The following is a 25,467-nucleotide window of genomic DNA, read 5'->3' as shown; positions in this document are numbered from 1 at the left end:
GTAACTGTTAAGAAAAACCGAAAAAATTGAGCTAACTTACAGTCATTATGGTAAATAACCAACTTCCCCTATTAGCAGCTACTGGACTTTGTAAAAGTTTTGGTGGTATCCAAGCCGTTAAAGATGCGAATATTGAAGTTGAGAAAGGCCGCATTACTGGCTTAATTGGCCCCAATGGTGCTGGTAAAACTACTTTATTTAATTTACTTTCCAATTTTATCCATCCTGATAAAGGAAGAGTGATTTTTGATGGTGAACCTATTCACAATTTGCAACCATACAAAATCGCCCAGCAAGGATTAATTCGCACCTTTCAAGTAGCGCGTACTCTTTCGCGGTTATCGGTGTTAGAAAATATGCTGTTAGCAGCGCAAAAACAAACCGGTGAAAATTTTTGGCAAGCACAATTTCAACCTCACGTTGTCGTTCAAGAAGAAAGACAGCTAAAGGAACGAGCGATGTTTTTATTAGAGTCTGTAGGGTTAGAAAAAAAAGCCAATGATTACGCTGGTTGTTTGTCTGGGGGACAACGGAAACTGCTGGAAATGGGAAGGGCTTTGATGACTAATCCTAAATTAATTTTGTTAGATGAACCAGCAGCAGGGGTAAATCCGCGATTAATTGATGATATCTGCGATCGCATTCTCAAGTGGAACAGGGAAGACGGTCTCACTTTTTTGATTATTGAGCATAATATGGATGTAATTATGTCATTATGCGATCGCGTTTGGGTATTAGCTGAAGGGCAAAATTTAGCTGTCGGTACTCCCGCAGAAGTTCAAAAAGATACCAAAGTTTTAGAAGCATATTTGGGACAATAACAATTCAAAATTGACGACAGTTGCAGTAGCTAATTTAAACCAAACCATTAAATGATGTCTAATAAACACAGTGAAGAAAAATTTTGCATTTCTATCCACGCTGGTTATAAGGCAATTTTGCTAATAGCATCCCCATTGCACAGGTATTAGTGACTCCCGCAAAGACTAAACCTGCTCCCACAAAACCACTCAAAATTAAAAACCAAGGAGAAATAAAAACACCTAATACTGTTCCGGTAAATACTAATGAACCAGCGACAATTTGCACTTGACGCATTAAACTAATTGGAGCATTTTTGTTGATTTGAGTTGGATATCCTGATTGTTTCCAAGCTGTAATTCCTCCCTCTAATTGCTTGAATTCTCTAAATCCATAATTGACGAGTTTTTTGGCTGCTTGGTTTGAACGGTTTCCTGATTGACAGTAAATTACAATTTCTTTACCCTGTGTTAAAGATACCTGTTCTGGCTGAAATTTAGAAAGAGGTAAAAGTTGAGCTTCGGGAATATGTTCTGCTGCATATTCTGAAGGTTCGCGTACATCTATAAGTTGGATTTTTTGTTGTTCAATTAATTGTTTGACAGCAGCAGCATCAACTAATTTTAATTTAGCATTGATAGGTGTTGTCATTGTTTTATTTAAAATTATCTTTGGCAATCAATATTATTATATAACTATATGGTACTAAAGTCAATCCAATGTGCTGGCCGTGAGACTACAAGAACAAACCAAGCAGCTAGAACAACTTAAGATGTAAGTGACAGGTGATAGGTGACAGGTGACAGGTGACAGGTGACAGTAAGATAAGAAAGGAACCGGTAGTTTTTTATTCTCTTTTTCTTCTGACTCCTGACTCCTGACTCCTGACTCCCAAAGATTTCAGCTAAATTGCTCCCCTGCGTCTAAGTTAAATAACATTTGCAGAGTCTGCATACAATTTCGTCTAGCTTCCACATCTTGCTGGGCGCGTAACTGCACCATCGGGTCATGTAAAATTTTATTAACAATCCCTCTGGTTAAAGCCTCTATCACTTCTTGATGCTTCTCACCAAATTCTGAACCCAAGCGAGACAAAGCCTTTTCTAGTTCTTGTTCACGGATAGTTTCAATTTTATTCCGTAAAGAACTAATTGTCGATACAGTTTCCAAACTACGCCACCAGACATCAAAAGCTTCTACTTCTTCATCTAGAATTTTTTCGGCTTCTTGTGCCATTTTTCGGCGACTTTCGTAATTTTGCGCCACAACAGCCTTCAAATCATCCACATTAAAAGCTTGCACATTAGCTAAGTCATTCACATCTGCATCAACGTTACGTGGTACAGAAATATCAAATAGCATCAACCTTTGACTAGGTTCTAAAACCATTTCCAACTTAGCACGATCTAGAATCGGCTCGGTTGCAGAAGTGCTTGTAAAGACAATATCACTTGCGGCAACCACGGACATCATTTCTGGAAGCAAATGGATTTGGATTGGTTGTTCTGGAAATAACTTCGCCAGTTCCTCAGGACGTTGACGGGAACGATTAACAATACTAATTTGGGTTGCACCTTTAGAAATGAGGTGTTGTACCAATAATCGGGACATTTTCCCAGCACCGAGAATACAGATACGGTAAGTAGATAAATTTTCTACTTTCATCTGGGCTAATTCTACAGCCGCCGAACTAATGGAGACTGCACCAGTACCAATGCTGGTTTCAGTCCGAACCCGCTTACCTGCTGTCAAAGCTTGTTTAAATAAGCGATTTAAAATTGTTTTTATACCGTTGTATTGCTGTCCCAATTTGTGAGTATTTTTCACCTGAGCCAGAATTTGGCCTTCACCAAGAACAAGACTATCTAACCCAGCGGAAACCCGCATCATGTGAGTTACTGCGTCAGTATGCAGCAACATAAACAGGTGTTGTCGCAGAGACACAACAGGCAATTTACTATATTCCGACAGAAACTGAGTAACTTCCTGAAGACCTTGAGTAATTTCACTGCTAACAATGTAAATTTCCAGACGGTTACAGGTGCTGAGGATAGCTACTTCATCAATATGAGGATAACTGAGAAGATGAGCGATCGCACTTTCGGTTTGAGGTTCGGGAATACTCAGCTTTTCTCTAACTTCTACAGGGGCTGTTTTATGGCTTAACCCCACCACTGCAATATTCATTTTTTTAAATTGGTAATGGTTCATGGGTCATGGGTGATTGGTAATGGGTAATTGGTAATGGGTAATAGTTTTTTCTCTTCCCCAATCACCAATCACCGATCACCGATCACCAGTTTCTAACGGAGTTGAATAACCTTGGGTTCTTCAAACAAGTGAACTGTATCCACAAACCGAGCAGTTTTAGATTGGCTGGAAATAACCAAGCTTTGGGTTCTAGCACCACCGTGGAAGAAACGCACACCATCCATCAGAGTTCCGGGGGTGATACCGCAAGCTGCAAATAGCACTGTATTACCAGAAGCTAATTCGTGGGAATCATAAACCCGATCTCCATCAGTAATACCCATTTCTTTCAAACGAGCCAGATTACCTTCTCTGCTTTCGCCAATCAAACCTGTTTGCACTACTTCTGGATCATAAATCAGTTGACCTTGGAAGTGTCCACCCAAGCAACGTAAAGCCGCCGCAGAAATTACACCTTCTGGTGCAGCACCGATGCCCATCAAAGCATGGATATTAGTACCAGCAAAAGCACAGGAGATAGCCGCAGAAACGTCACCATCGCTGATGAGTCTGACTCTTGCACCAGCGGTGCGGATTTCTTGAATCAGGTCTTTGTGACGGGGACGATCCATCACTACTACTACCAATTCCTCAACAGCGCGGTTTAAGCACTCAGAAAGAATTTTTAGGTTTTCGGTGGCAGACTTGTTGATATCAACATGACCTTTAGCTGCGGCAGGTGCAGCAAGTTTACGCATATAGAAATCAGGCGCTGCAAACAATCCGCCTTTTTCAGAAATTGCTAAAACTGCCATAGAACCATTTTGACCGTAAGCAACCAGGTTAGTACCTTCGCAAGGGTCAACAGCGATGTCAATTTCAACTAGTTCATCAGGGTTACAGAAATTTTTAGCATCTGGTTGGGTACAGATACCAACTTCTTCACCGATGTAAAGCATAGGAGCTTCGTCGCGTTCGCCTTCACCGATAACGATGCGACCACGCATATGGATTTTGTTCATCCGTTCGCGCATGGCTTCTACTGCAACTTCGTCAGCAGTATTCTTTTCGCCCTTACCCATCCACTTCGAGGAAGCGATCGCAGCTTGCTCTACTACTTCAATAATCTCTAGCCCAAGTGTATTTTCCACAGTGTCTACCCTTTCAATTGCTTGTTTTAGCGTCTTTTTATCGGCTATTTCAGTTTTCAAGTCTACCAAAGTGCGGATACAGATGGAAAAAAGTCTTGCGGAAAGCCTGTGTTAAGTTTTGCGACCAAAGCACAATTAGGGGTTTTCTTGATACTGTTGTATTGGTGAGGTGTTGAAGTCAGATGTATTTAATTGCATTAAAATCTACCAATTAACACAATATGCCCAACTTTCTCAACTCTTTATTAAATCGCCACCCTGAGCGCGTTCAAGCCAACGTGGAAATTTACACTTGGCAAACCTGCCCTTACTGCATTCGCGCCAAACTGCTGCTATGGTGGAAAGGTGTTAAATTCACCGAATACAAAATTGACGGTGACGAAACAGCCAGAGCAAACATGGCAGAACGAGCCAACGGTCGCCGCAGCGTCCCCCAGATTTTCATTAATAATCAACACATAGGCGGTTGTGATGACCTGTATGAGTTAGACACAAAAGGTCAATTAGATCCATTGTTAGCTGAGGTGACAGGAGTGTAGAGTGTAAGGTGTAGGCTGTAGGGAGTCGGGAAAGCATGGGGCAGGGAGCAGGGGAGAATAAAATAATTGTTTTTGCCCAATACCCAATACACTTATCAAGGATGTGTGGTATTCAATATGGAAATCTCAAAAATTCTCGATGATACGGCATTTGAATTAATTCAATTAATGGAATCTTCCCGTTGGGGTTATAAACATTATTGGCATCTTCAAGGTTTTAGAATCCACGAAACTTTTAGGATCTTGTTGGACAAGATATCCAATCTTTCTGATCCTTGTATTCTTGATGTTGGTTGTAATCCCCCATTTTTAACTGCTACCCTCACAAAGCTGAAAATTGATTGCTTGGGAGTTGATCTTTGTCCTGAAAGTTTCGTGGATGTAACTGACAAATATAATTTATCTGTCATCCAGGCTGATATTGAGCAAGAGCGAATTCCCTTAGAAGATGAGAGCTATGATGTGGTAATTTTAACAGAAGTTTTCGAGCATTTGAGAATTAATCCAATTCACACCTGTTCAGAAATGTATAGGCTGGTAAAGCCAGGTGGATTTCTTTTGCTCTCTACTCCAAATTTGCATTCAGTTAATGGAATCTATAATTTCTTGTTCAAGGGACAGGCATACACTTGTACAACTAATTCAATCTATGATGAATTTGATTTACTCAATAAATTCGGCTTTTTTGGACACATGAGAGAGTACACTTGGCAAGAGGTCGAGTCATTTTTAATTAGAATTGGATTTAAGACAGTGCATACTCAGTTTTTGGGAGGAGCTAGTTTACGTCCATACCTTAAACCCTTATATTCCATGTTTCCTAAACTTAAACCTATAGTCCATTTTGTGGCTTATAAATAGCAATAAACCTCAACTTTTTCACTTTTCTTCACTCTCTTTTAGGTCGCAGCCTAGAGCATATCAAAGCCAAGAATGATAAATAAACAAGCTGTTGGACATTCAACCTGCATATTGCCCAGAAGCAAGACTCTTGAGAGGTAGGCATCCTGCCTGCCCTAATTATGCAAATTAAAGGTTTATCAGCTTAATAACTAATAACTAACAACTATAGGACTCCTATTTGAATTTTGTTGGCGCAGCCTGCGCTTTGCGCTTACAGAACTCCGTATACCTTGATTCCTTCTTCTCTGTTAAGAGTTCCCTGTTAAGAGTTCCCTACCTCTACGAGTAAATATGCCTACGGCACGCTACCGCGAACAGAAACCAAACCGGATTCCTATAATAACTAATGACCAATCACCAAAAATGGATGAATCATGCCTGGGAATTAGCACAAATAGCAGGAGAAGCAGGTGAAGTTCCCGTTGGAGCCGTGATTATTGACCCAGATGGTAAATTAATCGCTGAAGGGGAAAATCGTAAAGAACGAGACAAAGACCCCACCGCTCACGCAGAAATTATCGCTATTCGGGCAGCTGCTAAAAACTTGCAAAGTTGGCGTTTGCACCAATGTACTCTTTACGTCACTCTAGAACCTTGTCCTATGTGTGCCGGTGCGATCGCTCATGCACGTTTAGCAACAATTGTCTATGGAGTAGACGATACCAAAACTGGCGCAATTCGCACTGTTATCAACATCCCTGATAGCCCCGCTTCTAATCACCGTCTACAAGTGCTGGGAGGTATTCTAGAATCAGCCTGTCGGCAGCAATTACAAACTTGGTTTGCGACTAAACGGCGGCCGAAAAATTAACAGACAAAGGTCAAACTGTCCAGATCACAAGACACAAGTTACTCAAGAAAATCTACGGTGGACATAATCCAGTTTGCGTCACATTTTACCCGCTAACTAGCAGCCACCGTCATGATGGAAATTTACTCTGATTCTCACACCTCTCAATCCCAATTAACAAATACACCTACACCTGTAAACCATCAGGTGGCTTCTAATACTTCACGGGTTTCTCCTTGGTTAACTCCTCTGGCATATTGTTTGGGACAAAACTTAGTTTTACCCTTGTTTTTTGGTCATATTCATATCACTGGCCAGGAAAATATCCCCAAAAAAGGCCCCATTATTCTTGCACCTACCCACCGTTCTCGCTGGGATTCATTATTGTTACCTTACGCTACTGGTCGTTGTGTCACTGGTCGAGATATGCGATTTATGACAACAAATACAGAGTGTCAGGGAATACAAGGCTGGTTTGTTCTGCGAATGGGAGGTTTCCCTGTTGATATTCAACGTCCGGCGATCGCAACTCTGCGTCATGCAGTAGAGTTAATGGCAGAGGGCGAAATGTTAGTTATTTATCCCGAAGGCGGAATTTATCGTGATTACAAAGTTCACACCTTAAAGCCGGGAATTGCCCGTTTAGCTTTAAGTGCTGAATCTATTCACCCAGGTTTAGAAGTAAAAATAATACCCATTGCCATTAACTATAGTCAACCTTATCCTAATTGGGGTACAGATGTGAACCTGCATATCGGTGAACCCATTCAAGTTACAGATTACATGAATGGAAGTTTAAAAAAAGGTGCTAAACGTCTCACAGCAGATTTAACAAATAAGTTACAACAATTAAGTCATCAAGAATCAGAAATTTCCTCTAGAAACTTTGCAGAAATGTCCAATTCTTAAATAGGGCTTGCTGATAGCGCAGCGTGGAGCAACACCAATGGCAATTTTGAGTAAAGCCCGAATTAGCCCATTGGGATTACCTGTAATTTCAGCGGCGTGGCGATCGCTATAATCCAGCCGAAACCGGGAGTTAAGCAAGGCTGTACCGGTCAGTAAACACCAAATTCCATAGCACACACAACTTAAGCCTGTAGCTGTCCAGCGCCAGATCGGTTGTTGGCCGTTGTTTCCCCATGCTGAGGCTCGCTGATATAATTCGTAAAACGGCAATGTCACCAGTAGCACCAAGGACATGACAAAAAAGTCCCATCTATGAATCTGTCCTAGTCCCAAGGCGTAAATAGTGGCTATTTCATCATCCCCTAGTTGGTTTAACAAACCTTGACTCACGACTATCCGGGCTGTACGCGGTAGATTACCATAGGTCAACATTATTGGTGCGGCTATTGGTAAAATCCGCAATTTAACAAGAGGGCAGTGTCGCTGTTGATAAGTACGTTGGATAACGCGGACTGCTTCACGACTGTGAGTGTGTAAGACTTCTTTGGATAACTGTTGTTGACCATAAAATGCTGCCAGTAGCCAATCTCTCCTGACTCCTGACTCCTGACTCCTGACTCCTGCTATATTAACCGTTTTTAGTATACCCTATTACCAATTCCCAACTATTGAGTTTTCCTATATCTTGGGGTGAATAATCAATAACTTGTAATTGCCAAAGTCCTTTAGCTGGAAAGGAAAGTAACTGCTTGAGGACGGGATGCGATCGCACTGTATAAGTATTTTGTAACTGAGTCCGTCTACCTAAAATCCGGCTCTGTAATAAAACTTGTTGATTATTGGGAGCAATCAAATAAACTTCTAAATCCCCTAAAAAATCATGGGTGATATTCACCGTCACCTGAATATCTGCAATAGTTCCCGATTCATTAAGAGCGATCGCACTTTTCACCCCCCGTTTATCATTATCAGGAATAGTAACTTGGGCTTTATTCTCACCCTGCACTTCTTTACTCAGACCTGATACAACTGTCAGCAACTGCTGCGCTGCACGTACAGCCTTAGCCGCATTTACCTTACCATAGCCAAACCAGAGACAATGACCGTTACTATCATAACTACCCCCACGCAAACCTAATTGCGGATCTGGTTCAGGATCAACAATTTTATCAGTAGTTTCTTGCAAAATCCGGTTAACTTGTTGAGCCGTCAAATCAGGATTAGCTGACAAAATCAACCCCGCTACCCCTGCCACCACGGGAGTCGCACTAGAAGTACCGCCAAAATTTTTGGTAAAATTACTAGGGTCATAACCAGCAGCACCCAATTGATCTGTAGTGAAAATTCCCAAACCAGAAATAGAAGTCGTGATAGTTGGTTGTGTATAAAGAAAACCCATTTCCTGAAACCACATCCCCGGTGGGGCATTATTACTAGGCGCACACACAGAAACATTCGCGCCCCAATTACTATAAGCAGCTTTTTTATTCAAACTCGTAGAAGCAGACACAGCAATCACATCTGGATGAATAGCAAAACCACTTAACCAAGCCGTCTTACCTTGTAAAATATTCTTCGGCCAATTTTGCTCATTTACACTACCGTCAATTGGACGATTAGCATTACCTGCCGCAAACACAATCACACATCCCTTACCATTACGCCCCATAGTTGCAGCACGGGTAATAGCCGCCTTTTGACGTAAAGACAGAGGAAAATAAACAGCAGACGCTCCCCAGCTACAAGAAATTACATGAGCGCCCTGATTAATTGCCCAATTAAATATATCCTCAATAGCTTGATCATCTAAAAATCCTGTCGTGCGAATCGGCATGAATGCACAACCGGGAGCAACCCCAACAATTCCCGCACCATTTTCTTCAGCTATCGCTATCCCCGCACAAGCAGTACCATGACTAGTTTCTTTTTCCCCAGGTAAAGGTAAAAAATCATTTTCCTTCAAATCTCTGGGAGCAACAACTTTACCCATACCTTGAAAATCTGGGTGATTCAAATCAAAAGAATCATCCACCACTGCCACAACTACAGAACGGATACCGCGAGTGATATCCCAAGCTTGTTCTACAGCAATATGAGAACCCACCCCCAACTGATTACCACCATTATGATTGAGATACCATTGCTGGGAATACAGGGAATCACTAGGTTTGTAATGTGGTTCCTGTTGGATAAAAATATTTGGTTCAGCAGCTAAAACTTCTGGAAGTCTTTGCAACTGGTTGGTAATTTTGATGGGGTTTTCTGTGGCTTGTTTACTGACGAGAAATACAAAAGTGTTGGGTATACCGAATACGGCTTGATCTTGTATTAAGTGAAATGTGGTAGCGATAACATTTATTTTGGCCGCGTCAACCCATGTCGCAAATTGAATTGTAATTTGGTCACTCAGATAAACGTAAGTTCCCGGATTATCCCTAAATTTGTACACATGACTGGCAAAATCCACGGTTTCCTTAGCCCGTGCTTGAGACATCGCCGTCTCTAACTGGCCAGGTTCAACAGTGAATAGTTCTAGGTTGGCATTGGGGATACTACGCTGCCAAACACCCCAAGCAACCTGAGATAATTGCTCACGAGGAAAGTCAGCACTTGGACGAATGGTGAAGCGATACAAAGCTTTTTCTAGAATTAACTCTTCTCCACCGCGTTGTAAAGTCACTTCTAGGTTGCTTGCGGGTAAACCTGTGGGTTGAGAATCCAAGGAATCACTCATAGGAAATATTTTTTAGTTAATGTGCAGGGGACTGGGAACTCTATTAAACCGATTTCCAGTCTAAATCAGAGAAACTTATTGTGCGGTTTTGCTGTATCTGAGACACAAACAGAGTTAAGATACCCGAAGTTTCCATACATTTTCTATAGACTTGTTGCAATAATTGACCCCATGAACCTTGCTGCTGCTTCCTTAATTCGGTTCACTTCCCTCTCTCTCATTACTGTTATGAGCCTGCTATCACCTGTTCATGCTCAGGTAATTCAGCAACCCGGCAATAATATCCCAGCACAACCTCTAGATCCTAACGATCCTAATACCCTCCGTCCCACTAGTAAAAGCAACAGCATCTTGAGCATTGAAGGAGGACAGCGACTTTTGAAAGAGTCAGACGAGGCCGTTTCTGCTCAAAAATATGACGTAGCTGCTAAGAAACTCCAGGAAGCACGTCAAGTTTTTAATCAACTATCTAATTTTTATCAGGATCTCAACTCTAGCTTTTCGGGAATTGATAACAGAGTATCCGATTCCCATCGCAAAAAAGCCCTAGACACCGCCCAACTCAGAGATGATGCTACCTATCGCCTAGCACTAGTTCATCGGGCGCTAAATCAGCCAGAATTAGCCGTTCCTTTGTTAATTCAAATTATTAAAAGTCAAAATCCCACACGCGAATTAGGCAAGAAAGCCTATCAACAGTTATTTGAATTGGGTTTTGTCGATCTAGCTTATCCTCGACAAGGCACTAAGTAATAGGTGACAGGTGATAGGTAATAGAATGCAGGGGGCAGGGTGCAGGGGGCAGGAAGAAGAAATATAAATACTCTCCCCATCTCCCCATCTCCCCATCTCCCCATCTCCCCATCTCCCCATCTCCCCATCTCCCCATCTCCCCATCTCCCCATCTCCCCATCTCCCCATCTCCCCATCTCCCCATCTCCCCATCTCCCCATCTCCCCATCTCCCCATCTCCCCATCTCCCCATCTCCCCATCTCCCCATCTCCCCATCTCCCCATCTCCCCATCTCCCCATCTCCCCATCTCCCCATCTCCCCATCTCCCCATCTCCCCATCTCCCCATCTCCCCATCTCCCCATCTCCCCATCTCCCCATCTCCCCATCTCCCCATCTCCCCATCTCCCCATCTCCCCATCTCCCCATCTCCCCATCTCCCCATCTCCCCATCTCCCCATCTCCCCATCTCCCCATCTCCCCATCTCCCCATCTCCCCATCTCCCCATCTCCCCATCTCCCCATCTCCCCATCTCCCCATCTCCCCATCCCCCCATCCCCCTATCTCCATTTCCCCCAAGCATTTCCTCTATATCTGTTAATAATAGAGAAGTAAGTTTTTTCAGGAATGGCGATGATTACTCCGCAGCAGGTTGAAGCAATGATTAAGGCGGAACTGCCAGATGCTCAAGTTCAGGTACAGGACTTGACTGGTGGTGGTGATCACTATCAGGTGACAGTAGTTTCATCGCAGTTTGCAGGTAAGGGACTGGTACAACAACACCAGTTAGTTTATGGTGCGTTACAGCAAGCTATGTCAACCGAAGCGATTCATGCGTTGGCTCTTAAAACATCTACTCCCCAAGCTTGACTAGGAACCGCCCCTTACTAGTGTCAATTAACTATTGATCATTGATTATCAACAACAAAGGAAACAAAAAACCATGACCCCAGAAGTTCAAGAGAAAATTGATAACTTGGTACAAAGAAACAAGATTATGGTTTTCATGAAGGGAAACAAATTGATGCCTCAATGTGGTTTCTCCAACAATGTAGTCCAGATTCTCAATACATTGGGAGTTCCTTTTGAGACAGTTGACGTTCTTTCCGATCAAGATATTCGTCAGGGAATTAAAGAATATTCCAACTGGCCGACAATTCCCCAAGTATATATTAATGGTGAATTTGTTGGTGGTTCTGATATTTTGATTACACTGTATCAAAGTGGTGAATTGCAGCAAAAAGTCGAAGTTGCTCTAGCTTCCTAATATCTTCCTCAGATTTTTAACAGTTTTATTGCCTTTGAAAAATTGGTATATTTCCATTTTCAGGGGCTTTTTTGTGGATTTGAATATGAAAAAATAAAATTCTTTTTCTCTAGCCACCATACCCCAGATGCAACGATTGTGGAAAGCAACAACAGGGCAGCAACGACGCGAAAGGTAATCTGTATACCTAAAACTAATGCCTCAATAGGTGCATTTGTGACATCTATATTTGCTTCAAGATTAGCACTGTTAATGGTAAAAAAAGAAAACGCCGCCCCCACTAATGGCACACCTGCTGTTTGCCCTAAAATCCGTGATAAGGATAATAAACCTGAAGCAATACCTAAGCGATCTTGTGGTGCGGCTCCCATAATGGCGCTATTATTGGGCGATTGAAACATTCCCACACCTAAACCATAGGGAATAATCCCAACAATATAGTTTGATAAAGTTAATCCACTATCAAATGTACTAACTAATAAGCAGCCTATCGCCATTAATACTAGTCCGATTAAACTAATTATCCGCGAGCCGTAGCGGTCAGAAAGAATTCCCGCAATTGGTGCTATCAACACAATTATAATTGGTGGTACTGCCAGTAATAAGCCTGCTTTTTCAGTGGGATATTGCTTAACTAATTTCAAAAAGAAAGGCAGTATCAAGATCACACCTGCCATCACGAAATTACCCAAAAACCTCAACACTAAACCAAGGCTGAAATCTAGAGATTGAAAAATGCTCAATTCTAGCATTGGTTCTGATAATCGTGCTTCTACTATTAAAAAACAACCAAAACTAATGGCAGATAAAACTAGGAATTTCAAAGCTATATGAGAGCCAAATCCTTCACTTTGTAAAAATGTGATACCAAGTGTAAAACAAGTCAAAGTTAGAGTCAGAATTAATGTGCCAATAACATCAAATTTCTGTTTAGTCCCGCTGACAAAAGAAGGTGGGACAAGATAAGCCACAATAAAACAGGCAATAATCCCAATCGGCACATTGATTAAAAAGATTAATGGCCAGTCACCCCAACTAATTAGCAGTCCTCCCACTGTTGGCCCTAACATAATTCCCAGTCCAAAAACTCCGGCTCTGATACCTAAGCCTAGTCCTCGTTCTTCTGGTGGAAATATTTCGACAATCATTGCTGTTCCCAGTCCAGAGATAAACGCAGCACCTAGTCCCTGGAGAGCGCGAAAAGCGATCAAATAGCCCACATTTGGGGCTAGTCCACACAGTAATGAACTGACGGTGAATACTATGAGTCCCCCTATGTAAAGCTGTTTTTTGCTCCACATATCGCCCAATTTAGCGGCACTCAGCACAAAAATAGCGATCGCTAACAGATAACTTAATACCACCCATTGAATGGTCGCAAAACTGGTGTGGAGTGATTCCACCATAATTGGCAAAGCCAAGTTGATGATGTAGACATCCAAGGCAAAAATAAACACACCAATACTAATACCCACTATCGCCCACCATTTTCCAGACGATTTTGTTTTTTGGCTGAACTCCTGAGATTTATCTTCCTGGGGTTTTGAAATTACTACCATTTCCTCTAGTTAACCAAATTACCTGCTTTATTCTCCAGCTTTTCTATTTTAGACTTTAGTTTTCAAACTAAACACCTCAAATTTTTGCTCATTAACCTGAAATCATCTTCGTCATCAGCTGTTTAATATTACAGCGATCTACAATTTCTGGTAGTTCCTTTTCAATATCAATCGGAGTACCCCTTTTAGCAATTACTTTAATTTCCAGGAGAATCTTAGCTACTAAATCTTTGTTTTTAGTCAATTCCTCTCTGCCAATTTGCTTCATAGCTAGTTCAACAGCAGTGTATCCTGATTGCATCCCTAATGCCAAGCTGCTTTTTTTTCCTAGAATTTGTGGATTTAAACTTTGATAAAGCATCTCATCTTTGGCTACAGCTTTTACATGAACACCGGCATAGTGTGTAAAGGCATTTTTACCAGTTATTGGTTGATGAGGAGGAATTGAGATATGAGAATGTTCACTCACAAAATTGTATAAATCTTGTAAATATCCTAGTTGCCAATGATTTCCTTCTTCACCCATCTCTCTTAAGTTTATGAGTAATTCTCCTAAATCTACAATACCTGCTCTTTCTCCTAGTCCCATGACACTAACATCAATAATGTCAGCCCCGGCTCTATAAGCATCCAGTGCATTCGCTAAAGCCAAACCTTTATCGTTGTGGCAATGAACTTCTATTTGTGGATGTAAATCTTGTTGGTTTAGTTCTTCTTTCAGAGTTTTTACAAAATTATAAATACTGCGTTGGGGATGAAAAGGATTTGTATAGCCTGTTGTATCAGCTATGCTAATTATATTGACTCCTGCTTTGACTGCTGCGCTTGCTGCTGCAATCACATTTTCTATAGGTGAGCGAACTGTATCTTCTGGTGTATACCTAATCAATAAATCATTTTTCTGCTCTCTGGCAAAATTTATCACTTCCACAATTTTATCAATTGCTGCTTCTAAACTGATGTTGTAGTCTTGGTACAATCGCTTTTTGGAAACACTAAAAAAGACACCTAAAAAATCTATCCCACAATCTAGCGCTTTTTGGACATTATCTATTTTACAAAGTGAATGTGCGCCTATCTTCGCTTTTAAACCTGCTTGAGAAATTCGATTGATAGCTAAAGCAATATCGCTGTCAACTGCTGGATTACCTACTTCGATAATATCAATTCCGATTTGATCTAAAAACTGAGCAATTATCAATTTTTTTTCAGGAGAAAAATAAACTCCAGGAGTTTGTTCTCCTTCTCTAAGGGTAGAATCAAGAATTTTTATCATAGCTACGGTCAATTTAGAGAATTTAGATCTGAGGTTTTACTAAGAGTTAGGTTAATTAGCTCCATATCTTAGACACTGTTGGTTACATATTAGGTTATATCCATAACCCCTCTATGCCTCCTTATCAACGAGGGAATAATTTTTTTTAATACCTCACTAATCACTATTCAAACATTATCTTAATATGCCATGCCACACCACACAAAATAGTTAAGAGACGATTAATTCATCGTTTCCCTAACATGAAAAATTTTGCTGGCTTCACAGATTTATTGCCAATTAAACAACCAACCAATGATTAGCTGAATTTCGGCTCTGCAAATATACATCTACACATCATGTATAAATGTAAACTTTAAATATAAAAATAACAACAGTATTATACACATAGATATTTAAATGAGTAAATCTCTATATATTCATTTATCGTTATTTGACATAAGTAAAAATATTGTCGGTTGGGTTAGACGCGGTACTTAACTTATAACGCTCACAGATAAATCACCAAACTGCATCTTAACCCAACATCCACTATCAAATATGTGTTCATGACTCCTTTGGAATCGCTATATATGCTTATTCATCTTTTTTTGACAATAGCTGGTGGAGTCGCAATCCATTGCCGTTTACATCTGGAAAGAACGAGCCAAAAGTCCCCTCAGTCGCGTAACACTGAGGGGATATTCTTCATGAGTACAATATTTACAAAATTTCATACCGATGCACCCCGTTGACCAACGCAGGAATTGTGCTAAAATAATCTGCGGTAATCTACAAGTTGCTACTTGTAACACCGTTGGTGTTTAGTAGTAGCCGTGTTGTCTTTCTGGCTCTGGTTGTGTCATGGCAAAGTTTGATGCATCGTACAAGTAGCGGCTAGCTTCTTCTTCTAGGCGGTGAATTAGATAAGGATCAATAGTGTTACCTTGTCTCAGCGCGGCTAGATATCCATCCAAATACATCCGCATATCATCCATACGATAACCGCGATTCCATAGCTCGACGAAGGCGTCAGTAAGTCTTTGGTAATAACGGATGGTTTGTGTGTCTTGGAGCATAACTGCTGTGTTTATCTCTTGGGAATGAGAATTGTAAACGATATACACTCAAAAGTGAAGTATGACTTCCTCCTTAAGTATTAACCTAAAGTTAATATTTTGACGTTGGGTGAGACCCCCCAGCAGCTAAAAATCTAATTACATACTATTCTAAAAAAGCTAAAATATAATTATTTGGTAAGCTATTTTTAGGATTTTACCTGTTAACAGCTTTATTTTATACTTTGTAGTTACAGCTTATAATGACTACAAAATGAAATATGCAGCCGAGGTTGATAGGCATTTCAGGTTTAGCGCGCTTGTTTTCAAGATCGCTTTTCCACCAATTAGTAAAAACTTTTCCCAAGACTCTGACCAAAATTAAGAAACTTACTAGGGGAAATCCAAAACACAAATTATCCAACTTCACAGAATCAAAACGATTTTTCCTCTCCCTGCCCTAACAACGATAGGATATTTTTTATTTCAAATTCCCTAAAGAATGCGGTAGGCAAAGGGAAAATTAAATTTATTGCAAGGTTTTATAGGAGTAAATATAAAGATTCTATCAGTTGAAGTAACAAAGGCTACAAAACCTTGAGCTTGAGATTGTTAATTTGAAAGTCATCGACGCTAAGGGGTCTTGCCACTGTGGGTTCGGTTTGTATTGAAATCGTTGAGGGGAATCCCCATCTGAGGTCGTTGCTTGGTTGGCACTTGCAACAACTGGAATACCGAGTACATCAAGCCGCCAGTATTTATCAAGCAAGGGAAGTGTTCCTAAGTCATCAACCGACGCTAGTCATTCTAGATGCGGATTTGCCAGATGGTGATGGGATCGAGTTTTGTCGTTGGTTAAATCGTCAGCAACAGCCTCTAATTTTAATGCTATCTGCCCGTAATAATGAAGCTGATATTGTTGCAGGCTTAAAAGCAGGAGCAGATGATTACTTGAGCAAACCTTTTGGAATGCAAGAGTTTTTGGCTAGGGTAGAGGCACTGATTCGTCGCAACCGCACACCAACTGCACCAGCTTACTTGGATTATGGCACTTTGCAAATCGATTTGGTTCAGCGCCGTGTCCGTTTTCAAGGGGAGTTTATCGATTTAACACCCCAAGAATTTAGTTTGCTGTATGTTTTGGCGCAAGCTGGGGGAGTACCTTTGAGTAGATCGGAATTACTGCGTCGTGCTTGGCCTGACGCTATTGATAATCCCCGTACCATTGATACTCACGTTTTATCACTGCGGAAAAAGGTGGAACTTGATCCGCGTCAACCCAGCTTAATCCAAACTATCCGCAATGTGGGATACCGATTTAACATAGAAACTTTGAATGCTAATGTTCCGCAATCACAAACAAAGTTAGCTAAAGAGAGATTCAGTAATCCACGTTCTACCCTTGCTACTCAAATCTCTTAAATGGGTGATGGGGTGACACGGGGAAACGGAGACGCGGAGAAAATGACCAATTACCACTCCTCAGATGCTTGAATTTCAGCTTCTATTAAGCTGGCTTTTAAGTCCTCCCAGTCTATCTCAGCGGTTGGTTGGTTTACCAATAATTGACCTTGCTGGAGATGTAATAACCGGGTGCTAAATTCTTGGGCTAGGTCAAATTGGTGGTTTACCATCAAAATCGCTGTTGTCGGGGGTTGAGTTAGTTGGGTGATGATGTTGATAATACGGGAAGCCTTACCAGGGTCTAAGGCGCTCGTAGGTTCGTCTAAAAGCAAGATTTTGGGTTGGATGACCAAGGTACGAGCGATCGCAACTAACTGTCTTTGTCCGGCTGAAAGTTGTACTTCGGTTCGTCCTAACCATTCATCAGGAATTTGCAGTTGTTCTTGCCAATAACTGATTCTTTCCTGAATTTCCAGCTTAGACAAGCCACGCAAAACTAAAGGATAAGCCAAGGCTTCCCTAACTGTCATCCCCAACAGCTTAATTTCTTGCTGTAACAGCGTCACTTCTTGACGTAGCTGAATAATCGGAATTTGGCGATATTCTTGATTTTCTAAATAAATTTTACCGCTACTGGGTTCATTTAAGCGGTTAATGAGACGGAATAATGAAGTTTTACCAGCACCAGCAGTACCGACAATGGTAATGCGATCGCCTGAAAACACCTCAAAGGAAATATTCTGTAAAATGGGATATCCTGGCAAATTGCTCTGAACCTGACTTTTCAGCTTTGTAAACAGATTAACTTGCTCTAGCCTAAGTACGGTTTTTGCAGTCAAATTATCCAAGTTTGTAAAAGGACGTTTGGAAAAAATTAAGGAAATTAAACAAATAAATTAGTTTCAATGGCCTCTCGACTCGCTCTTTAATAAGTAGTATAAGCGCTCAAACTTGTAATTGAGCGCCAGGCATATTCTAAGATTGAATTGGGTTATCTCTAGGATTCACTAACCTCAGCAGCTTTTGCTTAATTTGTGAATCAAAAACTTCCCATTTCATTTTGGCATAAGTAGAATTTTCATTTCCCCCAGATAAGAAACCCATTGGAATTTCAAAGCCACCAGCACCAGTGCGTCCACCACCAAAAAACCGCCCCGCACTATCTTGTCCAAAGGCTTCTTTGATAAATTCATCAGGGTCTAAGGTAAGTTTTGTGGTTCTCAGGGAACCTATGACTACTTCTAGTTCGTCATCTTCATCATGAACTATCCCGTACACTACAGCTGTATGGACGTTTTCTTCTGTCACCAGAAAATCAGCCGCTTGGGGAATCGCGTCTCTGTCGTCGTAGCGTAAATAACCAACGCCGGCTATGGAAAAGTTATTTTGGACAATGCGGTTTTTAAGCGATCGCTCGATCACATCCATCACCCGCTTGGAACGATTCGCCTGTAAAATGGCATTGAGCAACTGAGCGTCATAAAATCGGCTCAAATACGCAGCTGCCATAAAGTCTTCTTCTTGGGCTTGCATTAACCGATTCGTATCCGAACGCAAGCCATGCATCAAAGCAGTTGCACATTTAACGTGTTGGCTAATGCTGCTATCTAATTTCAGTATCCCCGCTTGTAAATACTGAGTAAAAATAGTTGCAGTTGCTCGCGCGTAAGGACGGATATCGAAAAACTCGGCTTTGAGTTCCCCCTGCAAACTATGATGATCAACCAGGACAACTAGAGGAATTCCAGCCTGTTGTACTGCTGGTAATAGTTGCGACGTAGTTCCCTGGTTATCAATCAATACAAATCCTTGATAAGATGATAAATCTTTAGTTTTCAGGTTTTGCATTGTCCAGCGTTGAGCCGGTAAGTTTGTCAGCTTAACTAAAGCTATGTTCTCTTGGTGACTTAAAGTCCCAGCATAAATAATTTCACACTTGATATCGTATTGCTGCGCGATTAACTGATAAGCCCAAGCACAAGAAAGCGCGTCAGGATCTGGAAAATCCTGTAAAATTACTAACTGACGCTCATGCCGATGTCCAAGAAGGGTTTTTTGCAACTCTTCTGATTTCTGACCAGCCAGGGAATTACCACGTTGTGCTAAATAAATACTTCCATCACCATTCGGTGACGGTGGTAAGGACGGTCGCGTCAGTAGTGGAAGTTCAATTGATTCTTTATCTATGTCAACTTCCTCCGGGTTCGGTTCTAATGACAAATTCTCAAATTGAGTAAGTGAAGAATTCAAGTACATAAGGAATTTTGGTTGAAGCGTGATGGCTCGTATTATGCCTTCAGAGATATTTCCATCGGTGCATCACTGGTTTTGCCACACATCTATGATCTTGGCAAAAAACCGGATTATTGGCACTGCGTATGGTGGTCTATTTTTGGTTATAAGTATTGCTTGACAGAATTCAAAATAGCCTCACGATAGGATTGAGGATACACAATTCAAAAGACAGATTTAACAAGCTTTTCAGAGATTTTGAATCATGGTGTCATTTCTGCTGTGCTGCACTAGTACCGCTTTCTCGGAATTAAAAATTAACAATTAAAAATTAAAAAAGCAGATGATACAAGCTTTTTAGTAATTTTTAATGGTTGGTTGATTTACGCCGTTGTGTACTAGTACCACCGTGAATTCAAAATTCAAACAGCTGACGACATAGGCTTTCGGTCTATTTTGTAGCTTGCTTCCTCGTAGGGATATGGTAGCTTTATTTCCGCCGAGATGAACTAGTATTCTATCAAGGGTTGATTACATCCGCCTAGACTGTCTATATAAACTTGGCTCAATCACATCTAACTGCTCCCACTGGATTTGATTTCATCATCTTTGTCATTGTCTTTGTATTGAATAAATAAGCAGATTTTTATTAAAAGCTAATAAATGCCTTGAATATTTATTCTGAATTAGGGTATAATCAAAAATTCTGAATTTCACACGGGTTTTAAATTTCACACTTGCTGCTCTAATATATTTTTATTATGTTTGATGAACAGTTAACAACTATTCTGAAGGAAAATCTGCCTTTAAGCCTAACTGTTTGCCAATTTTTATGAATTTGAGCATCAATGATCTATACCTTAAGAAAATAAGGTATAATCTTAAATCTGTTTGCTAACTGTCCAGAATTTTGGGAATTAGAATATTCCAGCTTTTAGGAATGTCGCCCCCAAGCTCTAGATCCACAAAAGCCAAGCCAAGTCCTCTGATAGTGGTGTAGCCTATTGACCAAAGTCAAATAGTAACACCTACAGATGAAGACTTAATCCTCCTGATGTCTGATTGATTATGTTTAATGTCAAAGTCCTATTACATATTTTTGCCACTCTTGGTGAAGTCCACTCTTCAGATGTTTTGTCACCTCAAAATACAGGCTGCTATGAGGCTGACGAGGTGGATGACGCAAAGGCATACGGGCTTCTTGAGGTGTACGACAACCTTTTTTGACGTTGCAGCGTACACAGGCAGTAACAATATTCTCCCATGTGTCTCCTCCTCCACGCGAGCGCGGCATCACATGATCTAAGGTCAATTCATCACCTGTGTAGCCACAGTATTGACAAGTATGACTGTCACGATGCAATATATTCCGGCGAGTGAGAGGAATTTCTTTGTAGGGAACACGCACGTAATGCCGCAACCTAATGACGGTTGGCAATGGAAAATCTGAATAGATGAATTTGCCGTTATGTTCTACGTGTTCTGCTTTGCCTTTAATCAACAAAACTATGGCACGTCGCCAACTCGTGATGTTGAGAGGTTCGTAAGAGGCGTTTAGGACTAAAACCTTCCCCATTGATGTTAGCTCAAGGTATTAGTTTTTGATATCTTAACACAGATATACCTTCCTGGAGAGATGAGAATAATTTATACTTTGGAAATTTACTTAAATTCCTCACTTTTTCAAGCAGTCGGGGATGCTGTTGTTTGCATTTTTGTTGCTTAGTAACGGCTATTTTGTCGTGTTTGCAAAACTTTTTATCAACTTTTTCAAATATAATCGCAGCATTACGTATAAATACTTAATTAAGGTCAAGGGTGCAATTCAAGCCAAAAACAAGAATCGAAACTTAAAATTTTGATAAACATCAAAATAACTTGTCTTCCCCCTACCCTAAAAACAATGGGGTATTTTTTATTTGGAAGCCCCTTTTTCTGTAACAGCGCAATAAAGGAGCTTTTGAGGGTTGACATTTAATTTGCGATTTGTTATCATGGAATTGATAAGGAAGAACTATCTTCTAATAATTATTATTCACAATTAAGCATTTCAGAGGGAACTCTTAACGGGCAACTCTTAACAGAAAAAACTCATGTTTTTAAACATGAGATTGAAATAATGACCGGAGGCGGAGCCGTAGCCGCTCCGCACTGTTTTTTTTCGTGCCACTCTCCTTCAAAAAACATCTTTTTTTGACTGAGCTTTAAACTCAGAACTAAAGTTTCTTATCTATTCCCTATTCCCTATTCCCTATTCCCTTTTTTTGTAATAGTAATAAATTTTATAGTGATGAACTAAGGGTTTAGCATTGTGGTTTACCCCTACTAATGAAGGAAACTCATAACTCAACCTCACCACCATCTTGTATGAATTACCGGATAAGCGGTAAACTTTGCTGATTAAATTGATATGGCTTTGAGAGACCAAAATCAGAATCATCAGATAATTTGCAAGCTTTGCAGTGGTGACAGAGGAGTGAAGTACGATGTTGAGTCGCAAACAAACCCCTAGTTTTGCTGATAGTCAAGAGCGTGATACTTACGCTTGGTTTTCTCAGCGTGCTTGGGTAGAAATTGATTTAGGGGCATTGTCATATAATGTTAAGCAGTTGCTAAGGTTTTTATCACCACCTACTCAGTTAATGGCGGTGGTGAAAGCCGATGCCTATGGACATGGGGCGGTAACAGTTGCTAAAACTGCATTAGAAGCGGGTGCAAGTTGGTTGGGAGTAGCGACAGTTCCTGAAGGTATCCAGTTACGGGAAGGTGGGATAAAATCCCCAATTTTAATTTTAGGGGCAATTAATACAAAAGAACAGATTAAAGCGATCGCTCACTGGAAACTCCAACCGACAATATGCAGCCCTAAACAAGCTTTAATATTTTCTAACACTCTTGAAGCCATAAACTATAATTCTCCCATACCTGTACATATCAAATTAGATACGGGAATGTCGCGGTTAGGTACAAATTGGCAAGAAGCCGCTGATTTTGTGCAATTAGTACAGGGATTACCTCATCTTGATATTGCCAGCATTTATTCTCATCTAGCAACAGCAGATAGTCCTGATTCTACAATCATGGAAGAGCAGCATCGCAGATTTGAGGAAGCGATTGCACAAATCAAAGCCAGAGGTATCAAAATCCCCAGCTTGCATTTAGCCAACTCAGCCGCTACCTTAGCAGATCCAAAATTACACTATGACATGGTGCGTGCAGGTTTAGCCATTTACGGACTCTACCCCGCACCCCATTTAAAAAACAAAATCAAACTTCAACCGGTTTTACAACTCAAAGCGCGAGTTACTCAAGTTAAAACAATTGCTGCGGGAACTGGTGTTAGCTATGGACATCAGTTTATCGCACCCAGAGAAATGCGTCTTGCCATTGTCGGGATTGGTTATGCTGATGGTGTTCCCCGCAGTCTTTCCAATCAAATGCAGGTATTAATTCGTGGTCAGCGCATATCACAAATTGGTACAATTACAATGGATCAAATCATGTTAGATGTAAGTTCTATACCTGATCTGCAAGAAGGAGAAATAGTCACCCTGCTGGGAGAACAAGGAAAAGAACAAATATCCGCAGATGATTGGGCAAATCAATTAAACACCATTGCTTGGGAAATTCTCTGCGGCTTCAAGCATCGTTTACCCCGTATAGCGGTCATGTAGAATTAGTTATCAGTTATCAGTCTCTTTGCTGTTTACTGATAACTGTCACCAATTACCTATTGCCATCTATAATTTGCTATGCTATTATAAAGTACTGATGCGGATGTGGCGAAATTGGCAGACGCGCTAGATTTAGGTTCTAGTTCCGAAAGGAGTGAAGGTTCAAGTCCTTTCATCCGCATTTACAAATAAATAATTGTAGCAACTAGCTTAATTGCCAAGCTATAATCATCGTAGGCTGCTGTTCTGCATTTATCATGTTGAATTAAAACATTTTCCAAGATACAAAGTTGAGTTAAGGTTGGCAAACTCAACACAAAATAATTATGCAGGTTTTGGGGATTGCTTCGTTCCACTCCACCTACAAATACGGTATAGGGGATATGTAATATCGTGTTCGGTTAAAGACTTATCATTAGGACTGACGCGGAGACAGGGAGACGCGGGGACGCGGAGATTTTTTTTTGATAAGTGATTAGGCGGACATGATATAAAATTCTAGTTTTAAGTTTAGTTGATTTTAGGAAACCAAAAATAGAGAACATTCTAGGGTTTTGTGCTTCCTGTATCTGGCTGAATTAAAATAGGCATTCCTCCCTTTTCAGAACCGATAACTACAATTTTAGAATTATTAGATTGAGCGAGTTTTTCTGTAGCTTCAATTGCGCGTAATTGCAATAATTGATTATTCAGTCCACCAGAGATAATTTTTTGAGAATCAGCTATACCTTTAGCTTCTATGGTCTTTCTTTCTGCTTCTTGACGTTCTTTTTCTAATACGAATTTCATTTGCTCATTTTCTTGTTCAGCTTTGAGTTTTTGCTGAATTGCTGTTTGCAGAGTATCCGGCATTTTCACATTTCTCAAAAGTGCTTGGTCAACAATAAAACCTAACTTTGGTATTTCCTGGGTGAGTTGTTGATCAATTTTTTGAACTATTTCTTGGCGTTTTGTGGAGTAAATTGCACTAGCTGGGTAGTTTGCTGTAATAGCGCGGACTGTGGAACGAAATCTGGAAATAATCAATTGTTTTTCATCAGTTCCAATTGTTTTATATACTGTCGCTGCTTTTTGGGGGTCAAGTTTATATTGAAGACTAACATCAAGATTTAAACTCAAACCTTCTTGAGATGTTGTGTCTATGTTTTCCTTGATATCTTGAAGACGAGTGGAAAAATTCAGGACTTTGGCAAAAGGGTTAACTAAGTGAACACCTGAATCAAGGGTATTGTCGGCAACTTTACCAAATAAGTTGATAATACCCACATTTCCTGGTGGAACAATCACTAATAATCTAGAAATTGAAGCTAGTAGGGTAATACTACCAATTAATATGGTAATTCCACGTACTGCAAGTTGAGTTTTTGCACTGGTGATTTTGCCTGTTTGGAGATATATGAGACTTGCTATGAGACTTGTGAGAAGGGAAAATATAAAGCCCATGATGATTTTCCTGTGTTGTGAAGATGTTGTATATACTTAACATACAAGTATAATATTGGGTTTAAGGTTTGGTCATGAATCGTTATATTATGTTATTGCTGCAAATTCTATTTGGATACCTTAATACCTATTTAAGATTTTCAGGAGGCTATTTCCATTGATTATTCTCTGTACTCATAATGACGGTGGTGTAGGCAAAACTACCCTTGCTGTCCATATTGCTGGTGTTCTTCTTAATAGACAATATAGTACACTTCTAGTTGATTGTGATGATCAGGCAGATTTTTGGCAGTTTTACATTGATCGCAATCCAGAAAAATCAAAAGATTGGGAAAGATACGAAAATAGTACAGTAATGTATAATGAAAGGCGTGAGGCAATCCCGAAAGAGCTACTAAAAGGTCAATATGATCATATTGTTTTAGATATTAACAGTCCTCTAAAAAATACTGTACAAACAATAGTGAGTAATGACCCGGATTTGATTTTAGTACCAATTAATAAATCTCAAAGAATCAAAGCATTGCGTAATCTTCCCAGAACTCTAAAAGTTATTACTCAATTGGAAACAAAAGTAGGCTATGATCCACAGGTAATTATTGTACCTTTAGGAATATCACAATCATCTATATATGATATCGTTGACAGATTAGAAGATGATTTGAAACCTCAAAGATACAGAGTTGCGGATCAAATGTATGATTGTCAAGAGGAAATGCAAAATGCTATTTATCAAGACAGGAAATATATTTGGGACTATGAAGGTTTAGAACATTTATACGATTACTTTGTTGATTTATTAGATGGATAATCTTGGGAGATTAA

Annotated in this window: 23 protein-coding genes, 1 tRNA gene and 1 pseudogene; 12 read left to right on the top strand and 13 right to left on the bottom strand. The window is 40.3% G+C overall.

Annotated elements, in window-relative coordinates:
- Positions 1-47: 47 nt before the first annotated feature.
- Positions 48-821, top strand: a complete 774-nt coding sequence (locus A9Y75_RS02505; RefSeq protein WP_071187905.1) for an ABC transporter ATP-binding protein — start codon at positions 48-50, stop codon at positions 819-821.
- A gap of 91 nt (positions 822-912) precedes the next feature.
- Here the strand turns inward: A9Y75_RS02505 and A9Y75_RS02500 are convergent, their stop codons facing one another.
- From A9Y75_RS02500 to glpX, 3 genes are all read right to left on the bottom strand, one after another.
- Positions 913-1,452 (bottom strand): rhodanese-like domain-containing protein, encoded by a 540-nt coding sequence (locus tag A9Y75_RS02500; protein WP_071187903.1) that lies wholly within the window; start codon positions 1,450-1,452, stop codon positions 913-915.
- Positions 1,453-1,701: 249 nt separating this feature from the next.
- Complete coding sequence (locus A9Y75_RS02495; RefSeq protein ID WP_071187901.1) at positions 1,702-2,988, bottom strand: glutamyl-tRNA reductase; 1,287 nt, start codon at positions 2,986-2,988, stop codon at positions 1,702-1,704.
- A 116-nt stretch (positions 2,989-3,104) separates the two neighbouring features.
- Positions 3,105-4,142 carry a class II fructose-bisphosphatase gene (gene glpX / locus A9Y75_RS02490; RefSeq protein ID WP_071188795.1) on the bottom strand — a complete coding sequence of 346 codons (1,038 nt, stop codon included), beginning with the start codon at positions 4,140-4,142 and terminating at the stop codon, positions 3,105-3,107.
- Between the two features lie 221 nt (positions 4,143-4,363).
- Between glpX and grxC the strand changes: the two genes are divergently transcribed.
- The 4 genes from grxC (at position 4,364) to A9Y75_RS02470 (ending at position 7,283) form a co-directional block, all read left to right on the top strand.
- Positions 4,364-4,681, top strand: coding sequence for a glutaredoxin 3 (grxC, locus tag A9Y75_RS02485; protein WP_071187899.1), 318 nt, complete (start codon positions 4,364-4,366; stop codon positions 4,679-4,681).
- Positions 4,682-4,798: 117 nt separating this feature from the next.
- Positions 4,799-5,542, top strand: a complete 744-nt coding sequence (locus A9Y75_RS02480; RefSeq protein WP_071187897.1) for a class I SAM-dependent methyltransferase — start codon at positions 4,799-4,801, stop codon at positions 5,540-5,542.
- A 388-nt stretch (positions 5,543-5,930) separates the two neighbouring features.
- The gene (gene tadA, locus A9Y75_RS02475) at positions 5,931-6,395 is read left to right on the top strand and encodes a tRNA adenosine(34) deaminase TadA (protein ID WP_083389469.1); all 465 of its coding nucleotides are present in this window, start codon (positions 5,931-5,933) and stop codon (positions 6,393-6,395) included.
- A 114-nt stretch (positions 6,396-6,509) separates the two neighbouring features.
- The gene (locus A9Y75_RS02470; protein ID WP_071187895.1) at positions 6,510-7,283 is read left to right on the top strand and encodes a 1-acyl-sn-glycerol-3-phosphate acyltransferase; all 774 of its coding nucleotides are present in this window, start codon (positions 6,510-6,512) and stop codon (positions 7,281-7,283) included.
- 27 nt (positions 7,284-7,310) lie between these two features.
- On the opposite strand, the pseudogene A9Y75_RS02465 reads toward A9Y75_RS02470, so the two are convergent.
- Positions 7,311-7,871: pseudogene (locus A9Y75_RS02465) on the bottom strand (M48 family metalloprotease); the annotation flags it as partial.
- A 40-nt stretch (positions 7,872-7,911) separates the two neighbouring features.
- Complete coding sequence (locus A9Y75_RS02460; protein WP_071187892.1) at positions 7,912-10,017, bottom strand: S8 family serine peptidase; 2,106 nt, start codon at positions 10,015-10,017, stop codon at positions 7,912-7,914.
- A 171-nt stretch (positions 10,018-10,188) separates the two neighbouring features.
- Here A9Y75_RS02460 and A9Y75_RS02455 point away from each other — a divergent pair, with 171 nt between their 5' ends.
- Positions 10,189-10,770: a hypothetical protein gene (locus tag A9Y75_RS02455; protein WP_071187890.1), complete on the top strand. Its 582-nt coding sequence runs from the start codon at positions 10,189-10,191 to the stop codon at positions 10,768-10,770.
- Here the strand turns inward: A9Y75_RS02455 and A9Y75_RS28135 are convergent.
- The gene (locus A9Y75_RS28135) at positions 10,746-11,306 is read right to left on the bottom strand and encodes a molecular chaperone DnaK (RefSeq protein WP_177176077.1); all 561 of its coding nucleotides are present in this window, start codon (positions 11,304-11,306) and stop codon (positions 10,746-10,748) included. The genes A9Y75_RS02455 and A9Y75_RS28135 overlap by 25 nt on opposite strands.
- 77 nt (positions 11,307-11,383) lie before the next feature.
- On the opposite strand from A9Y75_RS28135, the gene A9Y75_RS02445 reads away from it, so the two are divergent.
- Both A9Y75_RS02445 and grxD read left to right on the top strand, forming a co-directional pair.
- Positions 11,384-11,620, top strand: coding sequence for a BolA family transcriptional regulator (locus A9Y75_RS02445; protein WP_071187888.1), 237 nt, complete (start codon positions 11,384-11,386; stop codon positions 11,618-11,620).
- Positions 11,621-11,693: 73 nt separating this feature from the next.
- A complete protein-coding gene (grxD, locus tag A9Y75_RS02440) occupies positions 11,694-12,017 on the top strand; it encodes a Grx4 family monothiol glutaredoxin (RefSeq protein WP_071187886.1) in 324 nt (107 codons plus the stop codon).
- A 59-nt stretch (positions 12,018-12,076) separates the two neighbouring features.
- Here grxD and A9Y75_RS02435 read toward each other — a convergent pair whose 3' ends face one another.
- The 3 genes from A9Y75_RS02435 to A9Y75_RS02425 all read right to left on the bottom strand — a co-directional run bounded on the left by A9Y75_RS02435 (position 12,077) and on the right by A9Y75_RS02425 (position 15,910).
- Positions 12,077-13,576 (bottom strand): MFS transporter, encoded by a 1,500-nt coding sequence (locus tag A9Y75_RS02435; RefSeq protein WP_071187885.1) that lies wholly within the window; start codon positions 13,574-13,576, stop codon positions 12,077-12,079.
- 91 nt (positions 13,577-13,667) lie between these two features.
- A complete protein-coding gene (locus tag A9Y75_RS02430) occupies positions 13,668-14,852 on the bottom strand; it encodes a 2-isopropylmalate synthase (RefSeq protein WP_071187883.1) in 1,185 nt (394 codons plus the stop codon).
- Between the two features lie 803 nt (positions 14,853-15,655).
- On the bottom strand, positions 15,656-15,910 hold the full coding sequence (locus A9Y75_RS02425) for a DUF6761 family protein (protein WP_071187881.1): 255 nt from the start codon (positions 15,908-15,910) through the stop codon (positions 15,656-15,658).
- A gap of 630 nt (positions 15,911-16,540) precedes the next feature.
- On the opposite strand from A9Y75_RS02425, the gene A9Y75_RS02420 reads away from it, so the two are divergent.
- The gene (locus A9Y75_RS02420) at positions 16,541-17,311 is read left to right on the top strand and encodes a response regulator transcription factor (protein ID WP_071187879.1); all 771 of its coding nucleotides are present in this window, start codon (positions 16,541-16,543) and stop codon (positions 17,309-17,311) included.
- 50 nt (positions 17,312-17,361) lie between these two features.
- On the opposite strand, the gene A9Y75_RS02415 is transcribed toward A9Y75_RS02420, so the two are convergent.
- From A9Y75_RS02415 to A9Y75_RS02405, 3 genes are all read right to left on the bottom strand, one after another.
- Positions 17,362-18,141, bottom strand: coding sequence for an ATP-binding cassette domain-containing protein (locus A9Y75_RS02415; protein WP_071187878.1), 780 nt, complete (start codon positions 18,139-18,141; stop codon positions 17,362-17,364).
- 127 nt (positions 18,142-18,268) lie between these two features.
- A complete protein-coding gene (locus tag A9Y75_RS02410) occupies positions 18,269-19,549 on the bottom strand; it encodes a bifunctional oligoribonuclease/PAP phosphatase NrnA (protein ID WP_071187875.1) in 1,281 nt (426 codons plus the stop codon).
- Between the two features lie 1,054 nt (positions 19,550-20,603).
- Positions 20,604-21,101 (bottom strand): HNH endonuclease, encoded by a 498-nt coding sequence (locus A9Y75_RS02405; protein WP_071187873.1) that lies wholly within the window; start codon positions 21,099-21,101, stop codon positions 20,604-20,606.
- 910 nt (positions 21,102-22,011) lie between these two features.
- Between A9Y75_RS02405 and alr the strand changes: the two genes are divergently transcribed.
- Both alr and A9Y75_RS02395 read left to right on the top strand, forming a co-directional pair.
- The gene (gene alr / locus A9Y75_RS02400) at positions 22,012-23,199 is read left to right on the top strand and encodes an alanine racemase (protein ID WP_071187871.1); all 1,188 of its coding nucleotides are present in this window, start codon (positions 22,012-22,014) and stop codon (positions 23,197-23,199) included.
- 99 nt (positions 23,200-23,298) lie between these two features.
- Positions 23,299-23,380: transfer RNA gene (locus tag A9Y75_RS02395), tRNA-Leu, on the top strand.
- 365 nt (positions 23,381-23,745) lie between these two features.
- Here A9Y75_RS02395 and A9Y75_RS02390 read toward each other — a convergent pair.
- Positions 23,746-24,642, bottom strand: coding sequence for a prohibitin family protein (locus tag A9Y75_RS02390; protein WP_071187869.1), 897 nt, complete (start codon positions 24,640-24,642; stop codon positions 23,746-23,748).
- A 157-nt stretch (positions 24,643-24,799) separates the two neighbouring features.
- Here A9Y75_RS02390 and A9Y75_RS02385 point away from each other — a divergent pair, with 157 nt between their 5' ends.
- On the top strand, positions 24,800-25,453 hold the full coding sequence (locus tag A9Y75_RS02385) for a ParA family protein (RefSeq protein WP_071187867.1): 654 nt from the start codon (positions 24,800-24,802) through the stop codon (positions 25,451-25,453).
- The last annotated feature ends 14 nt before the right edge of the window (positions 25,454-25,467 follow it).

It is taken from the genome of Trichormus sp. NMC-1, from assembly GCF_001858025.1.
Lineage (GTDB): Bacteria > Cyanobacteriota > Cyanobacteriia > Cyanobacteriales > Nostocaceae > Anabaena.
Note: the sequence above shows the minus strand (reverse complement) of the source record. Positions and strands in the feature narration are given on the sequence as shown.